General features: G+C 45.8%; 21 protein-coding genes and 1 tRNA gene. 20 read left to right on the plus strand and 2 right to left on the minus strand.

Features of this window, described 5'->3' with window-relative positions; all coding sequences use genetic code 11:
• Position 1: 1 nt before the first annotated feature.
• Positions 2-1204 (minus strand): HD domain-containing protein, encoded by a 1203-nt coding sequence (locus QZZ22_RS04910; RefSeq protein ID WP_292463132.1) that lies wholly within the window; start codon positions 1202-1204, stop codon positions 2-4.
• Positions 1205-1287: 83 nt separating this feature from the next.
• Here QZZ22_RS04910 and cofD point away from each other — a divergent pair, with 83 nt between their 5' ends.
• The 13 genes from cofD (at position 1288) to QZZ22_RS04975 (ending at position 11967) form a co-directional block, all read left to right on the plus strand.
• Positions 1288-2205 carry a 2-phospho-L-lactate transferase gene (gene cofD / locus QZZ22_RS04915; protein ID WP_292463133.1) on the plus strand — a complete coding sequence of 306 codons (918 nt, stop codon included), beginning with the start codon at positions 1288-1290 and terminating at the stop codon, positions 2203-2205.
• 199 nt (positions 2206-2404) lie between these two features.
• The gene (locus QZZ22_RS04920; protein WP_292463134.1) at positions 2405-2812 is read left to right on the plus strand and encodes a hypothetical protein; all 408 of its coding nucleotides are present in this window, start codon (positions 2405-2407) and stop codon (positions 2810-2812) included.
• Between the two features lie 37 nt (positions 2813-2849).
• The gene (locus QZZ22_RS04925) at positions 2850-3971 is read left to right on the plus strand and encodes an ATP-binding protein (RefSeq protein ID WP_292463135.1); all 1122 of its coding nucleotides are present in this window, start codon (positions 2850-2852) and stop codon (positions 3969-3971) included.
• Between the two features lie 13 nt (positions 3972-3984).
• Positions 3985-5340 (plus strand): VWA domain-containing protein, encoded by a 1356-nt coding sequence (locus QZZ22_RS04930; RefSeq protein WP_292463136.1) that lies wholly within the window; start codon positions 3985-3987, stop codon positions 5338-5340.
• Between the two features lie 50 nt (positions 5341-5390).
• On the plus strand, positions 5391-5945 hold the full coding sequence (gene hpt, locus QZZ22_RS04935) for a hypoxanthine/guanine phosphoribosyltransferase (RefSeq protein WP_292463137.1): 555 nt from the start codon (positions 5391-5393) through the stop codon (positions 5943-5945).
• Position 5946: 1 nt separating this feature from the next.
• A complete protein-coding gene (gene dph2 / locus QZZ22_RS04940; protein ID WP_292463138.1) occupies positions 5947-6939 on the plus strand; it encodes a diphthamide biosynthesis enzyme Dph2 in 993 nt (330 codons plus the stop codon).
• Positions 6940-6942: 3 nt separating this feature from the next.
• Complete coding sequence (locus tag QZZ22_RS04945; RefSeq protein WP_292463139.1) at positions 6943-7530, plus strand: METTL5 family protein; 588 nt, start codon at positions 6943-6945, stop codon at positions 7528-7530.
• Positions 7531-7677: 147 nt separating this feature from the next.
• Complete coding sequence (locus QZZ22_RS04950; RefSeq protein ID WP_292463140.1) at positions 7678-8502, plus strand: exosome complex RNA-binding protein Csl4; 825 nt, start codon at positions 7678-7680, stop codon at positions 8500-8502.
• A 24-nt stretch (positions 8503-8526) separates the two neighbouring features.
• A complete protein-coding gene (locus QZZ22_RS04955; protein WP_292463141.1) occupies positions 8527-8805 on the plus strand; it encodes a DNA-directed RNA polymerase subunit L in 279 nt (92 codons plus the stop codon).
• 193 nt (positions 8806-8998) lie between these two features.
• Complete coding sequence (gene pscS / locus QZZ22_RS04960) at positions 8999-10159, plus strand: O-phospho-L-seryl-tRNA:Cys-tRNA synthase (protein ID WP_292463142.1); 1161 nt, start codon at positions 8999-9001, stop codon at positions 10157-10159.
• Between the two features lie 67 nt (positions 10160-10226).
• Positions 10227-11177 carry a mechanosensitive ion channel domain-containing protein gene (locus QZZ22_RS04965; protein ID WP_292463143.1) on the plus strand — a complete coding sequence of 317 codons (951 nt, stop codon included), beginning with the start codon at positions 10227-10229 and terminating at the stop codon, positions 11175-11177.
• A gap of 78 nt (positions 11178-11255) precedes the next feature.
• A tRNA-Gly gene (locus QZZ22_RS04970) sits at positions 11256-11326 on the plus strand.
• A 221-nt stretch (positions 11327-11547) separates the two neighbouring features.
• Positions 11548-11967, plus strand: coding sequence for a hypothetical protein (locus tag QZZ22_RS04975; RefSeq protein ID WP_292463144.1), 420 nt, complete (start codon positions 11548-11550; stop codon positions 11965-11967).
• Positions 11968-12328: 361 nt separating this feature from the next.
• On the opposite strand, the gene QZZ22_RS04980 is transcribed toward QZZ22_RS04975, so the two are convergent.
• Positions 12329-12550: a CRISPR-associated endonuclease Cas1 gene (locus QZZ22_RS04980; RefSeq protein WP_292463146.1), complete on the minus strand. Its 222-nt coding sequence runs from the start codon at positions 12548-12550 to the stop codon at positions 12329-12331.
• Positions 12551-12626: 76 nt separating this feature from the next.
• On the opposite strand from QZZ22_RS04980, the gene QZZ22_RS04985 reads away from it, so the two are divergent.
• The 7 genes from QZZ22_RS04985 (at position 12627) to QZZ22_RS05015 (ending at position 19121) form a co-directional block, all read left to right on the plus strand.
• Positions 12627-13118: a hypothetical protein gene (locus tag QZZ22_RS04985; protein WP_292463148.1), complete on the plus strand. Its 492-nt coding sequence runs from the start codon at positions 12627-12629 to the stop codon at positions 13116-13118.
• Positions 13115-14344, plus strand: a complete 1230-nt coding sequence (locus QZZ22_RS04990; RefSeq protein WP_292463149.1) for a COG1361 S-layer family protein — start codon at positions 13115-13117, stop codon at positions 14342-14344. Before QZZ22_RS04985 ends, QZZ22_RS04990 begins: the two co-directional genes overlap by 4 nt.
• Before the next feature lie 9 nt (positions 14345-14353).
• The gene (locus QZZ22_RS04995; protein WP_292463150.1) at positions 14354-15562 is read left to right on the plus strand and encodes an FtsX-like permease family protein; all 1209 of its coding nucleotides are present in this window, start codon (positions 14354-14356) and stop codon (positions 15560-15562) included.
• 2 nt (positions 15563-15564) lie between these two features.
• Positions 15565-16251 carry an ABC transporter ATP-binding protein gene (locus QZZ22_RS05000; RefSeq protein ID WP_292463151.1) on the plus strand — a complete coding sequence of 229 codons (687 nt, stop codon included), beginning with the start codon at positions 15565-15567 and terminating at the stop codon, positions 16249-16251.
• Between the two features lie 257 nt (positions 16252-16508).
• Entirely contained in the window at positions 16509-17036 is a 528-nt protein-coding gene (locus tag QZZ22_RS05005) for a YkgJ family cysteine cluster protein (RefSeq protein ID WP_292463181.1), read from the plus strand.
• A 203-nt stretch (positions 17037-17239) separates the two neighbouring features.
• The gene (locus QZZ22_RS05010; RefSeq protein ID WP_292463153.1) at positions 17240-18013 is read left to right on the plus strand and encodes a CBS domain-containing protein; all 774 of its coding nucleotides are present in this window, start codon (positions 17240-17242) and stop codon (positions 18011-18013) included.
• 109 nt (positions 18014-18122) lie between these two features.
• Positions 18123-19121: a CBS domain-containing protein gene (locus QZZ22_RS05015; protein WP_292463155.1), complete on the plus strand. Its 999-nt coding sequence runs from the start codon at positions 18123-18125 to the stop codon at positions 19119-19121.
• Positions 19122-19161 lie beyond the last annotated feature (40 nt).

Genomic DNA, 19161 nt, shown 5'->3' on the forward strand with positions numbered 1-19161 from the left:
GCTATGCCTCCAGGTCCGTCAAACGGAACTGTCTTGTTTCTCTCTTGATATCAAAGAAGTCCCTCGCAGCTCTTCCTACTGCTTCACGGTTCTCCTGTGTGGTGTAGACTCCCATCTTCCAGTTATCCCTGTGAGCCTGCTCCAGTGTTGCCACAACATGCGATGCCTCATCCAGGCGCAGCATCCTTCCGTTCATCTTGACAAGCGCTTTCATTTCGACTATCTCAGGGTCCCTGGGTATATCGATGAGGACTTCCTTGCTGTCAATGCCCACAATGTCGGCAATCTCGGCTTCGATGCGCCGGACGTTTTTGCGCTGCTTGAGTACGCCTTCCCCTACGTCCTCAAAACCAACATAAAGAGCTCTCTTGTACAGTTTCCTGTCATCAAGTCTTGCTGCAAGTTCTCCGGCATAGCCGTTATTGTTACGGATGGTCTCGAATATCCTGGCGTCGTCCATCCTCCTCAGCTCAAAGGGGTCAAGTACTCCCTGCTGGATGAGATCTTCAACAGCCCTGACAAACATTGTCTCAGCGATCCTGGACACATGATGGTAATATACCGAAGGATGCATCAGGAATCTGGAGACAAGCAGCGATTCCGCAGCCTTTACGCCCCCTGCGGCGACAACCAGTTTGTTCTCATAGAACTGCATCTCGTTTATCAGCCTTGCATGGTCCACAAGCCCGAATGCAACGCCCGTATAATGTGAATCCCTCACAAGATAGTCCATTTTATCCACATCTATCTCGCTGTTGAGTATTTTGCCAAAATCCGTCTGCCCCTGGATGTGCCTCTCGACCTTTACGGGATTGATGCCATGTTCGCTCAATATCTCGGCAATTTCTCCCTTTTTCAATATGTCTCGTATATCTTCGTGTCCCTGTCTGGTATAGTGCTTCACCAGCCCTTCGGTCACATGAGAGAAAGGCCCGTGTCCGAGATCATGCAGCAAGGCAGCAACCCGCAGTTCCTCTTTTTCTTCCCCTGTGACGGTGTCTATCCTGGATGTGAGCATACCTGCGAGATGCATCACCCCGAGGGAATGTTCAAAACGGGTGTGGTTAGCTCCCGGATAGACCAGGTTTGAAAGCCCCAGCTGACTTATTCTGCGGAGGCGCTGCATTGGAGAAGAATCAATCAGAGCCATGGTGAGGGCGTCAAGTTCTATATATCCATGTATAGGATCACGGATGACTTTCATATATTTTAAATATATTTCATGGTATAAATGCTATCTTGATTGCTATCCATTCATTATTACGATAAGCGCAGAGAGGAATTAATATGCTGGTACTATCAGGCGGGACAGGAACTCCAAAATTGTTGAATGGCCTTCGGAAAGTGATGCCTGAAGAGGACATTACTGTGATTGTGAATACTGCAGAGGATCTGTGGGTTTCCGGTAATCTGGTAACTCCTGATATCGACACGGTGCTTTATATGTTCTCGGACAGGATTGACATTGATAAATGGTGGGGTGTGGCAGACGATACTTTTCGCACATATGAACTCATGAAGTCGCTAGGACACAGGGAAAGAATGATGCTGGGTGACCTTGACCGTGCAACACACATCATCCGCACAGAGTACTTGCGCAATGGTTATTCGCTGACCGATTCCATCAGGAGTTTGTCAGCCTCCATGGGGATAAAAGCCAAAGTGCTGCCTATGTCAGATGATCAGGTCGCGACAATAATAGTCACTCCGGCAGGAAAGATGCATTTCCAGGATTTCTGGATATCTGATCATGGGGAGCCTGAAGTGCTGGATGTGTTTCAGGAAGGGATAGGAACGGCAACGATATCACCTGCTGTCCTGGAAGCCCTGGGGACTGAGGAGCATATTCTTATAGGTCCAAGCAATCCGATAACAAGCATCGGTCCGATAATCGGATTACCGGGGATGGTGGACATCCTCAGGAAAAAGAAGGTCATTGCAGTCAGCCCCATTATTGGAAATGAACCAGTGAGTGGCCCTGCCGGAAAACTGATGCAGTCAAAAGGATTCCCTGTATCATCTCTGGGTGTGGCAGCCTGCTACAGGGAGTTCCTGGATGTACTGTTTATAGATGAGCGAGACACAGCAGATGAATCCATGTTTGCGGACCTGGGCTGCAAAGTGGTGCGCGCCGATACTCTCATGAGGACCCGGGAAATAAGTATGGATCTATCCCGCCTGGTAATGGAACAGTTCAATGCCTGAATATCACTTCAGGCAGCTGGTTACTTTTCATGTATGATGTGCCGCCGGAGTTTTAGTTTCTCCCCTGAACACTCCCAGGAATGCCTGCTTTACATTTGGTTTTGCATTTGATTATAATAAATAGATTTTTATTATCCTACTATCATATTACTACTGATATATTGCAAAAAGTTATTTAATATCTCTACAAGGTGAAATTGTGGGCGATGAATGGAAAATAGACCTTAAGATCCCTGATATAGGGACAATGATCACACTTCTGGCAACTGCGATATGTTCAGTCATCCTGAGCGCGGCGGAGATCGCTTACACGATGATGTGGATAACTTCAGCTTACGAGAGGAATGGCAAGGACTTTTTTATCGATCTTCTGAATGCTAAGGCACTTACATGGACAGCGGAATACATAGTCGTTGCAGGTTCCCTCCTGCTCATATCGTCTCTTTTCTTCCTGCTTTCCATGGCCATTTCATTGTATGGGCTGAACACGCTTGCAAAAAAAGAAGACAAAAAGGTACACACAACTATTACTTTTACACTGTTTGTCATTGGAATGGTCTTACTTTTCATGGCGCTGATATCAGCAATAATACTGAGGTACCTGTAAACATGATTCTGTCATCCTTGCCAAGGAAGGCGATAATATGAGTTTGAACATAAGTGGAACAATAAAAGAAGTCCCCAAAGAGATAGAAAAACCAGCCGGCTCTCTGGAGGATATCATCCGTCCGGTTACAAAGGTTGAAAGAGTGCTGTATCCCATATCTGCTGTGGTGGGCCAGGAAAAGATGCTCAGGGCCCTTATCCTGAACACCATCAATCCCTCCATCGGCGGTGTGCTTATAAGGGGGCAGAAAGGAACCGCCAAGTCCACGGCAGTCAGGGGACTGGCCGAGATACTGCCTGAAATAGAAGTGGTGGAAGGATGCAAGTTCAACTGTGACCCTTCAGATACGGAGAAGATGTGCTGGGAATGCATAGACAAAAGGTCTAAGGGGACTCTGCGTATACAGAAGCGGCAGATGAAGGTCGTAGACCTGCCCGTGGGTGCTACCGAGGACAGGGTCGTGGGCAGCCTTGACATCGAGAAAGCTGTCCGGCAGGGTGTGCAGGCATTTGACCCTGGTATCCTTGCTATGGCAAACCGCGGCATATTATATGTGGACGAGATCAACCTGCTTGATGATTTTGTTGTAGATGCGTTGCTGGATGCGGCAGCCATGGGTGTGAATACGGTTGAGCGCGAGGGTGTGAGTGTAAGCCATCCTGCAAATTTCATTATCGTAGGAAGCATGAACCCGGAAGAAGGAGAGCTAAGACCTCAGTTACTTGACAGGATTGCGCTGCAAGTGGAGGTCACAGGTATCTATGATGTTGAACTGCGTATTGAGATCGTGGAGAGGAGGAATCGCTTTAATGATGATCCTAAGCACTTCATGCGCGAGTTTGAGAGCGAACAGGAAAAACTGCGCTCAAGGATACTCAAGGCTATGCAGCTGTTGCCAAGGGTAACGACCACGAGGGATAATCTGCGTACCATTGCGGAGATATGCATCGTTTTCAATGTGGACGGCCACCGGGCTGACATAATGATCGAGCGTACGGCACGCACTAATGCTGCCTATGAAGGGAGGGAGCGCATCACAAATGATGATATCATCGAGGCTGCCGAAATGGTCCTGCCACACAGGATGCGCAAGAAGCCTTTCGAGGAAGAAGAGTTTAGCGCAGACCAGTTGCGTGCTGTAGTAGAAGGTAACTTGTGACAGGGGTATTCACATGAACTCCGGCGACCATGCCCAGCGACTTCGCAGGAACCTTCTCCGGAATTACGGAGTAAAAGTGATGCATTTAGGTGCAGCAGTGCTTGGATTACGCATACCCCGGGAGTCGGTGGCGGATATATCTAAAAAGGACACTGACACGCTCTACGGGATCCTGCAGTATAATTTCGAGCAGGTAAGGCCTGATGAGATCAGTGTGATCTATATCATAGCCGATTCAGACCATCTGGAAATGGAGCCTTTGCAGTTCTTTGAGCCTCTGCTGGGAAGTATCGGAAATGCACAGCTTGAACTACCTTTGATACAGGCAGGAGATAATCCTGCTGTATTCCTGGATGAAAAAGATGCGTTCATTGAAGATACGTCAAGCTTATTTTACTCAGGGGGGCAGGTCCTTGTAGAGCTGACACCAAAAGAATACCTCCCTGGAAATAAAGGTGAGGAGGGTACAGAACCTGCATTTATCCTGGCTTCAGATATTGAAGTACACAGGGAACTGCAGGAAGACAAGAAAGTCGGGAAGATCATGAATGATTTCGCCCGAAATTCTCCTAAGAAAAGGCTTGCCTCAGGCAGGCTGAAGTCCGGCAGGCGGGCAGAGGTGCTGACAAAAAGCAAGCGTGGACGTTATGTCAGATACCGGATGCCCGGGGAAAAGATAAACGATATAGCCATAGCTCCCACTTTACGCGCAGCTGCCCTGCACGCAAAGGATGGTAAACTTGAGATAATGAGTGGCGATATAAGGGAAAAGGTTCGCAGGAGACGCATTTCCAGCCTTATCACTGTTGTTTTTGATACGTCCGGTTCCATGGACGAGCAGGATAAGATAATGATCACCAAGGGTGTTGTTATAGCATTACTCAAGGATGCTTACCAGAGGCGTGACAGGGTTTCACTCGTAACTTACAGCGGCAGGTCTTCCCAGCTTGTGCTGCCTTTCACTTCATCTGTGGAGGCTGCCAAAAGGTATCTGGAGAAGGTTCCCTTCGGAGGCACAACACCGATGGCTGCAGGTGTGCTTACCGGAATGGACACCATACTGCGTGAGGTGAAAAAGGAGCCATCGGCTGTTCCGATAATGGTCCTGGTCACGGATGGGACCGCCAACTGTGCCCTGCACCTGGGAGGCAATATAAGGAGGGAAATATTGCAGGTCTGCAGGCATATAGCAGAACATCACATCAACCTGCTTCTGATAGATATCAGCCCTACAGGCTCAAAACTGGTGCAGGAGATGGCTACGCAGAGCAACGGCAGTTATTACCATCCCGGTTCGCTGAGCAAAGAAGCTCTTTATTCTGTCATCAGGCAGGAAAGGGATTCAAGGACGGACTTTGCACTGGTATGATGCAGTGAAACAGCCTGGTTTTATATTATATCATGCATTAAGCCATAATTATGCTTGAAAAGCTTCACGAGTCTTTAATGAACGCTCCTATAGTACGTAGAGGGGAGTACAATTATTTCATACATCCTATCTCTGATGGCGTGCCCTTTCTGGAACCGGAACTCCTTGAGGAGATCACGTCCCATATAACCCAGATAGCCGATATGGATGTTGACAGAATACTTACCATCGAGGCCATGGGCATTCCTCTTGCAACATCCCTGTCCATGAGAACAGGTATCCCTTTCTCCATTATCAGGAAGCGCCAGTATGCACTTGACGGAGAGATCGTTATCTCCCAGAAGACAGGATATTCCAAAGGGGAACTGTATGTGAACTCTGTTAAAAAAGGAGACCGGGTACTCATAGTTGATGATGTGATAAGTACGGGAGGCACGCTCCTGGCGCTGGTGACCGCACTGCGGGACGCAGGTGTGGAGATATCAGATGCAATTGTTGTGATCGAGCGTGGCGAAGGGGCTTCTAGGTTACGGGAAATGGGCTTTAATATAAAGACCCTTGTCCACATAAGCGTTAATGAAAAAGGGGTTTCAATAGAGGCATAGTATGGGAGAAGAAGGTTTCGATTTCCAGGTAGATCATATCATTTCCGTGATAAAGGACAGTGGTGCAGGGGTAGTTGGCCTGCAGTTCCCGGAAGGTTTCAAGCGCAGGTCACCTGCAATTGCAGCACAGATAGAATCCGGGACCGGTGTAAATGTTATCATATCCGGTAATCCCTGTTTCGGAGCATGCGACATAGATGTGGCCCTGCTGGACAAAGTGGACATGCTTTTCCATTTCGGGCACGCGCCGCTGGATGATAATGCATTGGCTGGAAAGACTTTCTTTATCGAGGTCAGGTCCCGTGCGGATGTGACAGAGGTTGTGAGGAAGGCATTGCCTGAACTCTCAGGACACAGGATATGCCTGATTACCACAGTCCAGCATGTTCATAAACTGGAAGATGCCTGCAGGATACTTGAAACCCAGGGCAAGGAATGTGTCATCGGAAAGGGTGACAGTAAGATAGCTTATCCTGGTCAGGTACTCGGGTGCAATTTCTCTGCCGGCCGCGGGGAGGAATGTGATGAGTATCTTTACATCGGCAGCGGTGAGTTTCACCCTCTTGGTGTTTCACTTGCAACAGGAAAGAATGTGCTTATCGCGGACCCATTCATGAATGAGATCCGCCGTGCTGATCCTTCAAGAGTGCTGAGGCAGAGGAGTGCCGTGATAGCAAAATCCCTTGATGCAAAAGTATTCGGGATTATTGTATCCTCAAAGCCGGGGCAGGAGCGCATGCAACTGGCGCAGGACTTAAAGGATATGGCTGTCAGGCATGGCATGAGTGCTCATATATTTATCATGGACCTGGTGACCCCGGACCAGTTGCTTCAGTTCAAGGTGGATGCTTTTATTAACACTGCATGCCCGCGGCTTGCTGTGGATGAAGTTGGCAGGTTCAGTGCTCCCATGCTGACGCCACAGGAATTTGAGATCGTCCTGGGGGAGAGGTCATGGGAAGCTCTTGTATTTGATGAAATTATAGGTGATTGACCCTTGAAACAACGCAAACTCGAGATGTTGCTTGAAAAAATAGAAGGATTTGATTCCCCAAGTGCAGCTCTTGAGCAGTACGCAACTCCTGCGGTCATTGCTTCTGAAATGCTGCACTTTGCCTATATGCAGGGTGATCTGGAGGACACGATATTTGACCTTGGCTGCGGGACCGGCATACTTGCCATAGGTGCAAAATTACTTGGTGCTGAGAAAGTTACCGGGTTTGACCTGGACAAAAAGGCCCTTGAGGTTGCCGCGAGGAATGCGGAGGTGATGGGTGTGGATATTGAGTTTGTCCATTGTGATATCTCCGAGATACAGGGACATGCTCAAACGGTTGTGATGAATCCTCCTTTTGGGGCCCAGGCAAAAGGTAACGACCGACCGTTCCTTTTAAGTGCCTTGAGAACCAGTGATGTGGTATATTCCATTCATAATAGTGGGAGCCATGATTTTATCGCCAGATTCATAGGTGATGCCAGGATTACCGACTGGTATGCAACAACGTTTCCGCTAAAGCGAACATTCAAATTCCATAAAAAAGATGTAGAGAATATCAATGTAGAAATGTACCGTATTATGCGATAAATCCTTAAATCATAATGCTGTTTTATTTGATTATTGGTGTTTTCAAACTTTTAATTTGATTTCAGTGTCATAAGAGGGATTCTAATTAGGATAAGAAATAGGAGAAAAACTTCACGCAGGAAGATCAAGTCTTCCAGTTCCGGGGATATGCAGGTAAGTGAAGTTGAGGTATCTGTCGATGCCCCCCCTACTCGGAGTGAACCTGCAGAAGCTAAGAAGACCTTTGCCCCTAAAACAGAGGCGAAGAAAGCAGGAAATGCAAGAACGGAGGCCAAAAAGACCTTCTCTGGGAAATCCGGGGCACGGAAAAGCCCTGCTGCAAAAGCAGAGATAAAGGCCAAAGAACGTGAGGCAGAAAAAATAAAAAATCCGCCAGTGAGCGGTTCTGTGGAAGAATACAAAATGGATCCAAAAGAAAGTGTTTTTGTCATGCCCGGTGACCTGATAGGTACTACCGAAGAGTTTACTGCCGGTGAAGGTGCCTATGTTGATGTGGGTGATATTCATTCAATAGGTACAGGATATGTGCATATTGACAGGAACTCAAGAGTAATATCCGTGCTTCCCAAAACCAAAACACCTCCACAGTTGACTGAGGGGGATATTGTTGTTGGCAGCGTTGTAAATATACGTGAATCCGTTGTTCTGGTTGCGATTGGCGCGATCAAGGGTAAGGGAGAGCGTGAATTCCAGATGGACGGCTCGGCTGCGATTCATGTTTCCAACGTGAGGGACTCCTTTGTCAAGAATCTTTCTCAGGAGTTTGCTATGTCTGACATTGTTAAGGCAAAGATCATCAACACTCAGAACATGCGTCTGAGTACTGCCGAAGATTCACTGGGTGTCATGAGAGCCAGCTGCTCCAAGTGCAGAACTATCCTTGAGAAGGACGAAAATAAACTCAAATGCCCGTCATGTGGCTATATTGAGAAGAGAAAGTTGTCTTGTGATTACGGAACCGGAATACTCTGAATAACTATAACAGGTGAGATTAAGATGGAATTGAAGATAATTGATAAGGCCGATGACGAAATGCATCTTGAGATAAAAGGTGAGACACATACGCTTCTCAACATGCTCAAGTCAGTTCTTCTTGACGACAGCAGAGTGCAGATAGCAACCTATGATATGAAACATGTTTCTATCAGTGACCCTATACTTTTTGTCAAAACAGATGGCACCGATCCTATAGATGTCATCAAGGATGCACTGAAAGTTCTCATTTCCCAATGCGATGAGTTCATAGGTGTTTTCTCAAAAGCAATAGAAGCCTGAGATTACCCTGAGATTAACTGGAGCACCTTTGAGGTGCATTTCTTTTTTTTTACAGTTCTCTGTAGCGATTACCTCAGATTCAGCTTTGTATCTGACTTGTATCTGACATTCATTCTGACAGAGGATCTTTGATGAATATTCTTAATTAGTATTGGCTCACTATCCAAAAAGGTAATTTTAACAGGTGAAGACAATGGCACTTGATGATGCAGCACTACAGAAGTTTGGTTTTATTCCACGTGAACCGAAGGATGCGATCAATATCGATCCGCTCCAGACAGGCGGTATACTTACCGAGGAGGCCCGCAGGGCTCTTCTGGAATGGGGTGATGGTTATTCTGTCTGTGATTTTTGTGGAGGGGTGCTGGATCTTATCAAGAAACCGCCAATAGAGAACTTCGTTCACAGTGCATTGCCTGAGTTCCTCAATACTGATGTTGTACGGGTCACTCACGGAGCCCGGGAGTCTAAGTTCGCTGTGATGCATTCCATGGCAAAGGAAGGAGATTATATCGTCCTGGATAAGCTTGCTCATTATTCCTCTTTCGTTGCGGCACAGCGTGCAAGGCTTAATGTCAGGACCGTTCCTCACAGTGAGGCTCCGGAGTACATGACCTATGTAGAAGGATATGCCATTGCTATCGAGGAAGTTATAAGGGATACGGGTAAGGCGCCGGCACTTGCACAGGTGACCTACCCCGACGGCAACTATGGGAATCTTGCGGATGTGAAGAGGATATCCGACATCTGCCACAGCTATGATGTGCCCCTCATGGTCAATGGTGCCTATTCCGTCGGGAAGATGCCCGTTGACGCAAAGGCCATGGGTGCAGACTTCATCGTAGGAAGCGGCCACAAATCCATGGCATCCTCGGGTCCCATCGGTGTCCTGGGTGTTAAAGAGGACTACGCGGATATCGTGTTCGGTAAATCGCCAACCCATCCTACCAAGGAAATCGAATTGCTGGGATGCAGTGTAAGAGGTGCTCCCATAATGACTATGATAGCCTCTTTCCCCCATGTGGTGCGGCGCACAAGGAACTGGTATAATGAAGTGGCGGATGCCCGCTGGTTCTCTTCAAGGCTGGCAGACCTTGGTATCGTACAAAAGGGTGAGATGCCACATAACCATGACCTTATGTTCTTTGAGGCGCCTGTGTTCTATGAAATATCCCAGACAGCCAAAAAGGGCCGCTACTTCCTCTATCGGGAGCTGAAGGAAAAGAACATACACGGCATCAAGTCCGGGCTGACAAAGTATTTCAAGCTCAGTACCTATCAGGTCGGAAGGGACAACTTGAAGTATGTTGCTGATTCCTTTGAAGAGATAATTGAAAAACATAGGATCGCTTAATAAACTCCCAATGTGTATTCCCCAATTATAATCCAATTGCACGCTTAATAATTACTTCAAATGGACCATGCCCATTAGTACGATACTGAGGAAAAAACGTGCAGACGAGGCATTAAATAAAGTCAAGGTCAAGGCAGGGACAGTAAATAAGGCTCTCAACAAGCTGATACTTCTTTTCCTGTTTGTGATCCTTCCCCTTCAGGGTGCCATAATAGCGATCAGACTTGAGTACATAGTTGTTCCTGAACTCATCCTGGTCTTTCTGGAAGCTATTGTAACCATAATGGTGTCATATACAATAGCGACTGTTTTTCTCAAACTGACCATCTACCTGGTCCCCGAACGTTTTGGCGGTGCAGGCAGTCAGGAAGAAAAGATACTGCTCAGCAAGGCCTATGTAGCGTTCATCTACGCTCTGTCGACATTGGTCGTTTTCTGGCAGCTTGGTATCGATACCAGGGATATAGCCATATTCCTCGGACTTATTGCCACGGGTTTTGCCTTTGCGCTGAGGGATATTATATTCTCCTACTTCGCATGGTTCATCCTGCTCACAAAGAAACCCTTCAAGATAGGCGATTACATCGAGATCGGGGATGAGCAGGGCATGGTCAAGCATATCGGCCTGTTCTACGTTGTGGTGGATCCTACCCCCTCAACATACGAAGACTACCACAAGATACCCAACAAGGTATTCCTTGAGAAGGCCATCACCAATCACGGCAAGGGTAAATTCAAACTGGCATTCGACTTTTACATCAAAGATATCCCCGCATATCTCGATGAGAAGGTAGAGAGCATCAGGGAGAAAGCAAGGTCAGCCGGTTACGGAGACGCACGCTTCCACCTCGATTCCGACAAGGATGGCCTGAAACTGATCACCGAATACAAGGCCACATTCGAATCCAAAGAAAAAGCAAGACACCATCTGATCTGCATTATCATGGAAGAGATGGGCATCCTGACCCCCGAGGCCGCCAAGGTACATGAACCCAGGAAGGTCAGGTATTCCCTCTGACCCCCATTCCTCTTTTAGCGTGCCCTGATACCATAAAGCCTTTAATCTCAGAAGTATTATTAAGGATGTATCATGCACGCGGCTGTGGTTTAGCGGTATGACAGAGGCTTCCCAAGCCTTTAACCCGGGTTCGAATCCCGGCAGCCGCATTATTTTTGTGTTACTGGTAAGCTTCAGGAATTCATTGTCTTGAAGGTTCATTTTCCATTTTTGTAGAAATCCTCATTTGAATCGCTAATCTAAATAGTAATTTACTTTCAGTTGAATATTTTATAGCATGCTGAATAGTCTCTTCAGCATAATTCTTTTTTCAAATGACTAGATGTTTAAGTAACTAATAAATATATAGTGATATAATTGATGTAGTTATATGAAAAAAGTAATAATCCTATTAGTCTTAATTGCTGCTTTAGCAGTTGCAGGATGTACGGAAGAACAACAAACTCCTCAGAATGATTTAAGTCTGGCAGAAAATGTTGAAACTGTCCAGCAAGATTCAGACGGAGGAATACAGAGTGTTCAGGTGATAGGTCCGGTAAACTATCGGGTGGAGACCTATTGGCAATGGCATGATCAGACTACTGAGATCTTGGAAAGCAAAAAAGGGAAAAATGTAAAGATTTACGCATCTGGTTTTGAACATATGGGAAAGCTGACAGAAGTAAATGGTTTCTATGTTGTTCTCCATGACAATACAGTAGGAGGAATCCGTGACAGTATTGCTGGGGAAATGTATGTTAGTATAGATTCCATATCTGCAATCGTGGAAGTGCCATCTGTAGTAATGTAACACTCGTCGGTTTCACATAATACAAGGAGGGGCCTTGTAGAAAACCTGGCTAGATCATCATCGATAAGGTCAAAATGGCAAATGTTTTCAATCTGGGATAGTACATTTTAAATTATTGGTAACTTGGATATTTGTTAGAATATTGAGGATTTCTACAGAGCCTTTTTCTTGTTCATCCCTTCTTGAATCCTTCAGTAAGCTTCTTTGATTCTGATGGCTTTACCTAGAGAGTAACTTTCTGTCTTGGTGAAGCCCTTATTACTCATTTCCCAGATTCTATTAGGCTAATAACTGTAAGATCTACAAGGAATTGAAATGGCTCTTGCAGGTTATACTTTAAACTGTCTTTACTTGGATTCATTTAATGCAGGAACCCAACATTAGAATCAAGGCTAACAGTATTTATGGCTCTTAAGCATTCAGTTTCAAGCAATGCATAACCAGGATTTAACATGGCATTAACTTGATTTCCTGCTCCTGTAGCTCTCTGGTATTGTTCACTTCTCAAACAGAAATCATCTTCAGGAGCATTGCTTTTGTAAGTCATTCCATCATTTCCATGCAACTCCATCTTCGCCCCCATAATGTCCACCAGAAATTATATATGTTGATTTCTCTTATTTACTGTAATCACTGGAAATAGTGTAAATGTGGTTATGATGAAAACTACAAAAAAGGAATTTGAGAATCTTGTGTATCAGGGGATAAAGTCCCAGGGATTTGACGAATTGTCATCCAGGCTGATCGCAATATTGTATTCTGAACCGGATCCACTGACACTGGAAGAGCTTTCTGCGATCACGGGGTATAGTTTTTCGGCTGTGAGTGCAACAATGAAGCTGCTTAGTGGCATAAAGGTCGTGGAGAAAACAAAGAAAGCCGGTTCAAAAAAGTTATACTTTTCAGTTCAGAGGAATATGTTGACGCTCACCATTGCTGCAATAAGGTCCAAGAGTGAATTCATGGTAGCTCCTGCACTTAATGATCTTCCCGGTATAATTGAAAAATGCAGGAACAGCAGAGCGGAAGATTCGGAAAGGACACTCAGGATAATAGAACAATATTATCAGCAAATGGTTGCACTGGATCTGATTTTTAAAAACCTGATCGAATTTACGGAAAAACTTCAAAAAGAGATGATCACAGAATGAATCACAATACAAAACTGGCATTTTTGGTCCTGTTTATCTTTACAATCCTTTTAACAGGAATAAATACTGTTCAGGCAGTATCTGCCGGTGATGAATGTTTAAATGCGGTTGTAGAGAACATCAGTCCAGGTTCTGTAGGAATAAACGAACAATTCACCGTGGGTATCAGTCTTGAGAATTGCGGCACCAGGGTTCCTGAAAACATCACCTTTGAAATAATACGCATCCCACCGGATATCATAGTTACGGAAGATCTGGTCGCCTACTTTCCCCAATTCGTGTACCGTGACAGCGAAAGGCAGCTAAGGTACCATATGAAGACAACACCGGATGCAAACCCCGGCCCTCATATCATAAAAATGAGACTGACATACGGAAGCGAGGATGCATACGTAATAAAATACTATGATGTCGAAGTGATGGTGACAGGCGAACATGCAGAACCGAGGATATCTTCTGTCAGAACGAATCCCCAATATATCTATGAGGGGGATACTGTTGATCTGAATCTGGAGATAGAGAACTTCGGGGAGGCAATAGCAAAATCCGCAGTAGTCAACCTGGATCACAATTTCAAGGGAATCACCAACTCTACGATTGGCTCTCTTGCCCCCGGTGGCAACCAGACCGCATTATTCAAGTTCAAGGCAAGCACGGCCGGCACATTTGTGATACCTGTTATCATAAGCTATGAAGACGACTACGGGAAGCAAAGGGACGAATATGACATCCAGTTGACCGTGCTTGACAGGAAAGGGAATCTCAATGTTGCATCGGTAAAGGTCAATCCGGTTCTCCCCTATGACGGGGATACTGTCGAACTGACAATGAGGATCGAGAACTCCGGCGACAATACTATAAATTCGATACGGGTTTATTACGATCACCCGTTCAAAGGATTAAAGGAATCTTTCATAGGAACCCTTGCCCCCAATGAGGACGGGCCTGCCGTAATTACTTTTGTAGCGGACCGGGCAGGAGAATATGAGCTGCCGGTAACCATAACATACAGTGACGATTTTGGAGAAGAACAGATCAGAACCAACATCAATCTCATTGTTATGGAAAAGAACAGCGGGATAGGAACAATGATAATCTTATTGCTTATCCTGGCAGTTATTGGCGGTCTTATCTATTATAATTACAGGACCACAAGATCAAAAGATGCGGTTATCAGGCAGCTGATGGAAGGCAACGATAATTCCGGTAACGACAAAAAAGAATGAGGGCTCAATATGATCAATGATATCCGGGTGGGAGCCCTCATTGCATATTGCAGTGTAAAGAGAGGGAACAAGAAAACCCTCATCTTCATAGTTTTTGTCCTTTCCCTCATCTTCATGAACTTAGTGTTCCTTCCTTCAATGATAGGAGGGCTTTCAGGCCTGTTTACCGGGTTCATGCAGGACTATCCCTACGGAGATATCGTCATTGAACCAATGGGTGATAACACCTACATTAACAATGCTGATAACGTATTGAAGAAGGTCCGGGCTGTAGAAGGCGTGAGAGCCGGTACAAAAAGACTGGACGTGGGAGCATCCATCAATCATAAGCAGAAAGTTGTCGGTGTAACGATAACCGGAATGCTTCCCACGGAAGAATACGAGATCTCACGATATCCATACATTATCTCTGAAGGAGATTTCTTAAGCGATCTTTCCAGGGACGAGATCATCATTGGCGCTATGATAGCAGGGACTGGTTTTGGCTCCGAGATATATGACAACCTGGGTGAAGTAAGGCCGGGAGCATTTGTTGACGTAACATATAGCAATGGAGTAAAGAGGACCTATAAGGTTAAAGGAATAATGGAAGGCACATTCGAGGTTGTCGATCTTAATGCCCTGGTCCATTACAAAGAGATCGAGGATGTGTACGGCCTTGAAGGAAAAGAAGCTACCAGCGTAGTTGTAAGGGTTGATGAGCAGGGAACGGAAGCGCAGATCCAGGACAAGATAAGAGAAGCAGGCGTGAATGAGCAGATATTTACATGGGCTGACAAGTCGGAGTCTCTCATAAGGCAGGCAATGCAAAGCATGGGTGCTATAGATATAATGTCCAAGATAGTGAGCCTGATAGTGGGTGCGGCACTGGTGCTCATTATAATCTACATCAATGTGCTCAACAGGAAAAAAGAGATCGGGATCCTGAAAGCAGTGGGTATCACTCCAAGGTCCATAGTGCTGTCCTATGCATTCCTCAGCACGTTCTATGTTTCCCTGGGAATATCCGCAGGATTGGTACTATACTTATCACTTATGTTCTACTTCCAGGCGAATCCGGTAACATTCTATGAGACCATGGAGATAAGCCCCACTATTGATCCTGTGCTGCTTATCCAGAGCGTGGTCACCATGCTTACGCTGTCAGTAATAGCCGGGATACTCCCTGCCTGGAGTGTATCAAGGGAGAGCATACTCAAAGCCATATGGGGACGGTAAAAATGATAATAGTAAAGGACCTGAAAAGATGTTATGGCACAGGAGACACGGCTGTCAGGGCTCTTAAGGGTGTCTCATTTGAGATCAACAAAGGAGAATTCGTAGCCATAATGGGTGCATCCGGAAGCGGGAAGACGACCCTGTTAAGGATACTGGCACTCCTGGATGATGCAACAGGCGGGGAATATACGATCAGGGGGTTAAAGGTTTCAAGCCTGCCTGAAGCAGAAAGAAGTTACTACAGGCTGACACAGGTCGGTTATATCTTTCAGGACTATGCACTTATCAGTGAGATGAGTGCCGCCGAAAATGTGTATCTGCTTTCAATGATGGAAGGGAAATCAAAGAAGGAATCGTATAAGACCGCCCTTGAAGCACTGGAAAAGGTTGGTCTGAAAGGGAAGCATGATAGGGTTCCTGATGAATTGTCGGGTGGTGAAAAGCAAAGGGTGGCAATCGCAAGGGCAATTGCAAAAAAACCGGATATTTTGTTTGCCGATGAGCCGTGTGCCAACCTGGACACCACCAACTCAAAACAAGTACTGGACGTATTCAAAGAGCTGAATGAAAAATATGGCCAGACAATAGTGATGGTAACGCATGAACCATGGCACACTGATTATGTTGACAGGGTGATCACATTCAAAGATGGTAGTTTACTTAGCGATGAGAAAAAAATGAAAGAATGAAGAATACTAAGTGAGCATCATGAAAAAAGAAGTCTTATTCACCTATGTTAGGGTATTAGCACCCTTGTAAAGATTTAATCTTCGGGAATCCTTATATCCATCGTTGCCAGCAAAACCATTATATCCCTCCTGTCTATTATCCAGCTCCTTATACTCCTTGTAAACGAAGATACAGTCGGTGAAAACAGATAATAAGAGACAGTGTAGGTATCAGCCTGGCCGTAAAAAGGGCTATTCGTTATGATATTATACAGAACATTCTCAGACACTATGAATGCCCTTCCTCATGCCAATCGCACTGTTGCAGTAAAGGGCAGATACATATGTTCGAGGATGAACTGAAAGTGTTGTCATCCCTTGATCATGCAAGAGCGGGAAACATTATCGCGGATATTAATTCGCCCAGCTTGTATCTCATGCAGGCTCCATGTTCGTTCCTTAATGACATAGGAAGGTGCCATGTATATGAAAGAAGGCCTACGGTCTGCGGCATGTATCCTTTCAAGGTCAATACTTCGGGTACCACAGTCGGGTTACAGCCATGCCCGGTGGGTTTTTTGATAATCAGGGACTTTGCCTCCTGGATAATTGATACCATCTCAACGTCTGATATTTCTCCCGGGGAAAGGTCCGGACTGATCGAGGAGTGGCAAAGGAATGTGGAATCATACGAGCTGGAACTGCTGGAGTTCCATTCTAAGCCGGTCCTTCTGGAAATGCAGATCCCCTATGAAGATCTTGAGATGCTCTCCATGTTCCTTGCCTCAAGGAACATTGGAAAATAATCGGCTTACAGTAAGTTCATCCTGAACAGGAAATGCCTGCCCGGAAAAGTCATCCGGAAGCCTGTCTGGCAGGCCTCCAAATATCTTTTTTGTCTTACAGAGGTTGCATTTAAATAGTTGCGGATTCATTTTTTCTTTGGGGAAAGGTACTGTAGCATCGACTTTGTACCCCAGGGAGTGAAAGAATAACAGTTGGAGAAATAATGTCAAAGGACCCTATATCCATAAGGGAGGACGACTATATGACCCATGCCCGGCAGATCTTACGGGACAATTTTCTCAGGGGTCTTCCTGTGGTGGACGAAGGGAACAGAGTACTGGGTATCCTTACAGATCAGGACATACTCAACATCAGGTCCAGTAAATCCAATGTGACTGTCCGTGGTTATATAAGTGAATCACCTTTGATCACACCGGAAATGGATATCCGGAAAGCCGCTAGATTGTTAATTGACGCAAAACAGCCCCTCTCACCGGTGGTCATTTCACCTTCCGACAGGACCATTGCAGGGATACTTAGCAATGCGGATCTCCTGCGGCACATTCAGCCAACAAAAGGTTCTCCCCGTAATGTTGGAGAGATCATGACCACAAAGGTCGAGACAGCATTTCCGGATGATAGCATTTCCAGGATATGGGAAAACATGCTTCAATGGGATTATACCGGTATACCCGTGGTGTCCCATAAAAAAGAAACAATGGGAATCGTTACCCGACTTGATATAATAAAGGCCGGTTATGCCAGGATAGGTACCACCAATATGCACGGCAGGAGCTCGGGCGGTTCTATGAAAGTGGAAAAAGTTATGTCCACTCCTTTATATTCGGTACCTCCGGCAACATCTATAAGTGAAGCCATCGGTGAACTGCTTCGTAATGATATCGGTAGGATCAGCGTTACCAACGGAGGCGAACTGTTGGGCATTGTGGACAGGCATGATCTGCTGAAGGCTTGTTTAGAAGGAACCGGTTTATGACAATATCCGGGCTGACTGCCCGGACCAGACTGTATATATAAATTGTAGATTTTCACTCCCATCTTCTTTTTTCAATGGGCATCAAGGTATCAAAAAGTGTGGTGATATATTGAGTACAAGGGATAATATAAGGGTTACAGAAAATGAGGCAAGAGTGCGTGGAAAGCTGCACGCTAATGACAGGACCATTCAGCAAAAGGGCTCTGCATTGTACAATAATAGCCGTATGATAAAGACCGGACCTATTGACTTCGATGAAAAGATATCACAACATGAAGGTGGCATCATGGCACTGGCAAGCAGAGATGCAGTAACCATGTCGCCTACCACAAGCATCATCAATGCCATCAGGACCATGACGGAAAATGGTTTCAGGCGTATCCCGGTTACAGATGCCGGCACGAACAGGCTGGAAGGTATCGTGACATCTGTGGACATAATCGACTTTCTGGGGGGCGGCAGTAAGAATCTTCTTGTTGAAGAGCGGCACAAGGGAAACCTGCTGGCAGCAATCAATTCACAGGTGCGTGAGATCATGCAGACTGATGTTGTCACTATAAGTGATAATGCCGGCGTCGATGAAGCAATAAAGACCATGCTGGAGCATAATACAAGCGGACTTCCCATTGTTGACAGTGGAAACAGGGTTGTGGCTATATGCACCGAAAAGGACCTGATAAGATTTGCAGCAGGCATTGCTTCAACACAGAAGGTAGATCAGTATATGAGCAGGAAAGTTAAGACCACAACTCCCGATACAAGCATTGGACAGGCGGCAAGGATCATGATTGACAACGGCTTCAGGAGAATTCCAATAGTCAACAACGGGAAGATTCTCGGCATGGTAACTGCCTCTGATATAATGCATTTCCTGGGTAATGGTGGTGCCTTTGATAAACTCACCACAGGCAATATCCACGAAGCATTTGATGAACCTGTCCTATCCCTGATCTCAAAGGAAACAGTAAAGATAAGCCCGAAAACAGAAATGGGTGAGGCAGCTAACATTATGGTAGACAACAATATTGGTTCGCTGCCTGTGATGGAGGGTGATTTCCTTGTAGGGATAATCACTGAGAGAGACTTCCTCCGGGCAATATCCGAGTGAAGATGAATTTTAGATTCCTTCTTCACTCTTTTGTTTTTAT

Origin of the sequence: Methanolobus sp. (assembly GCF_016278365.1) — an archaeon.
Lineage (GTDB): Archaea > Halobacteriota > Methanosarcinia > Methanosarcinales > Methanosarcinaceae > Methanolobus.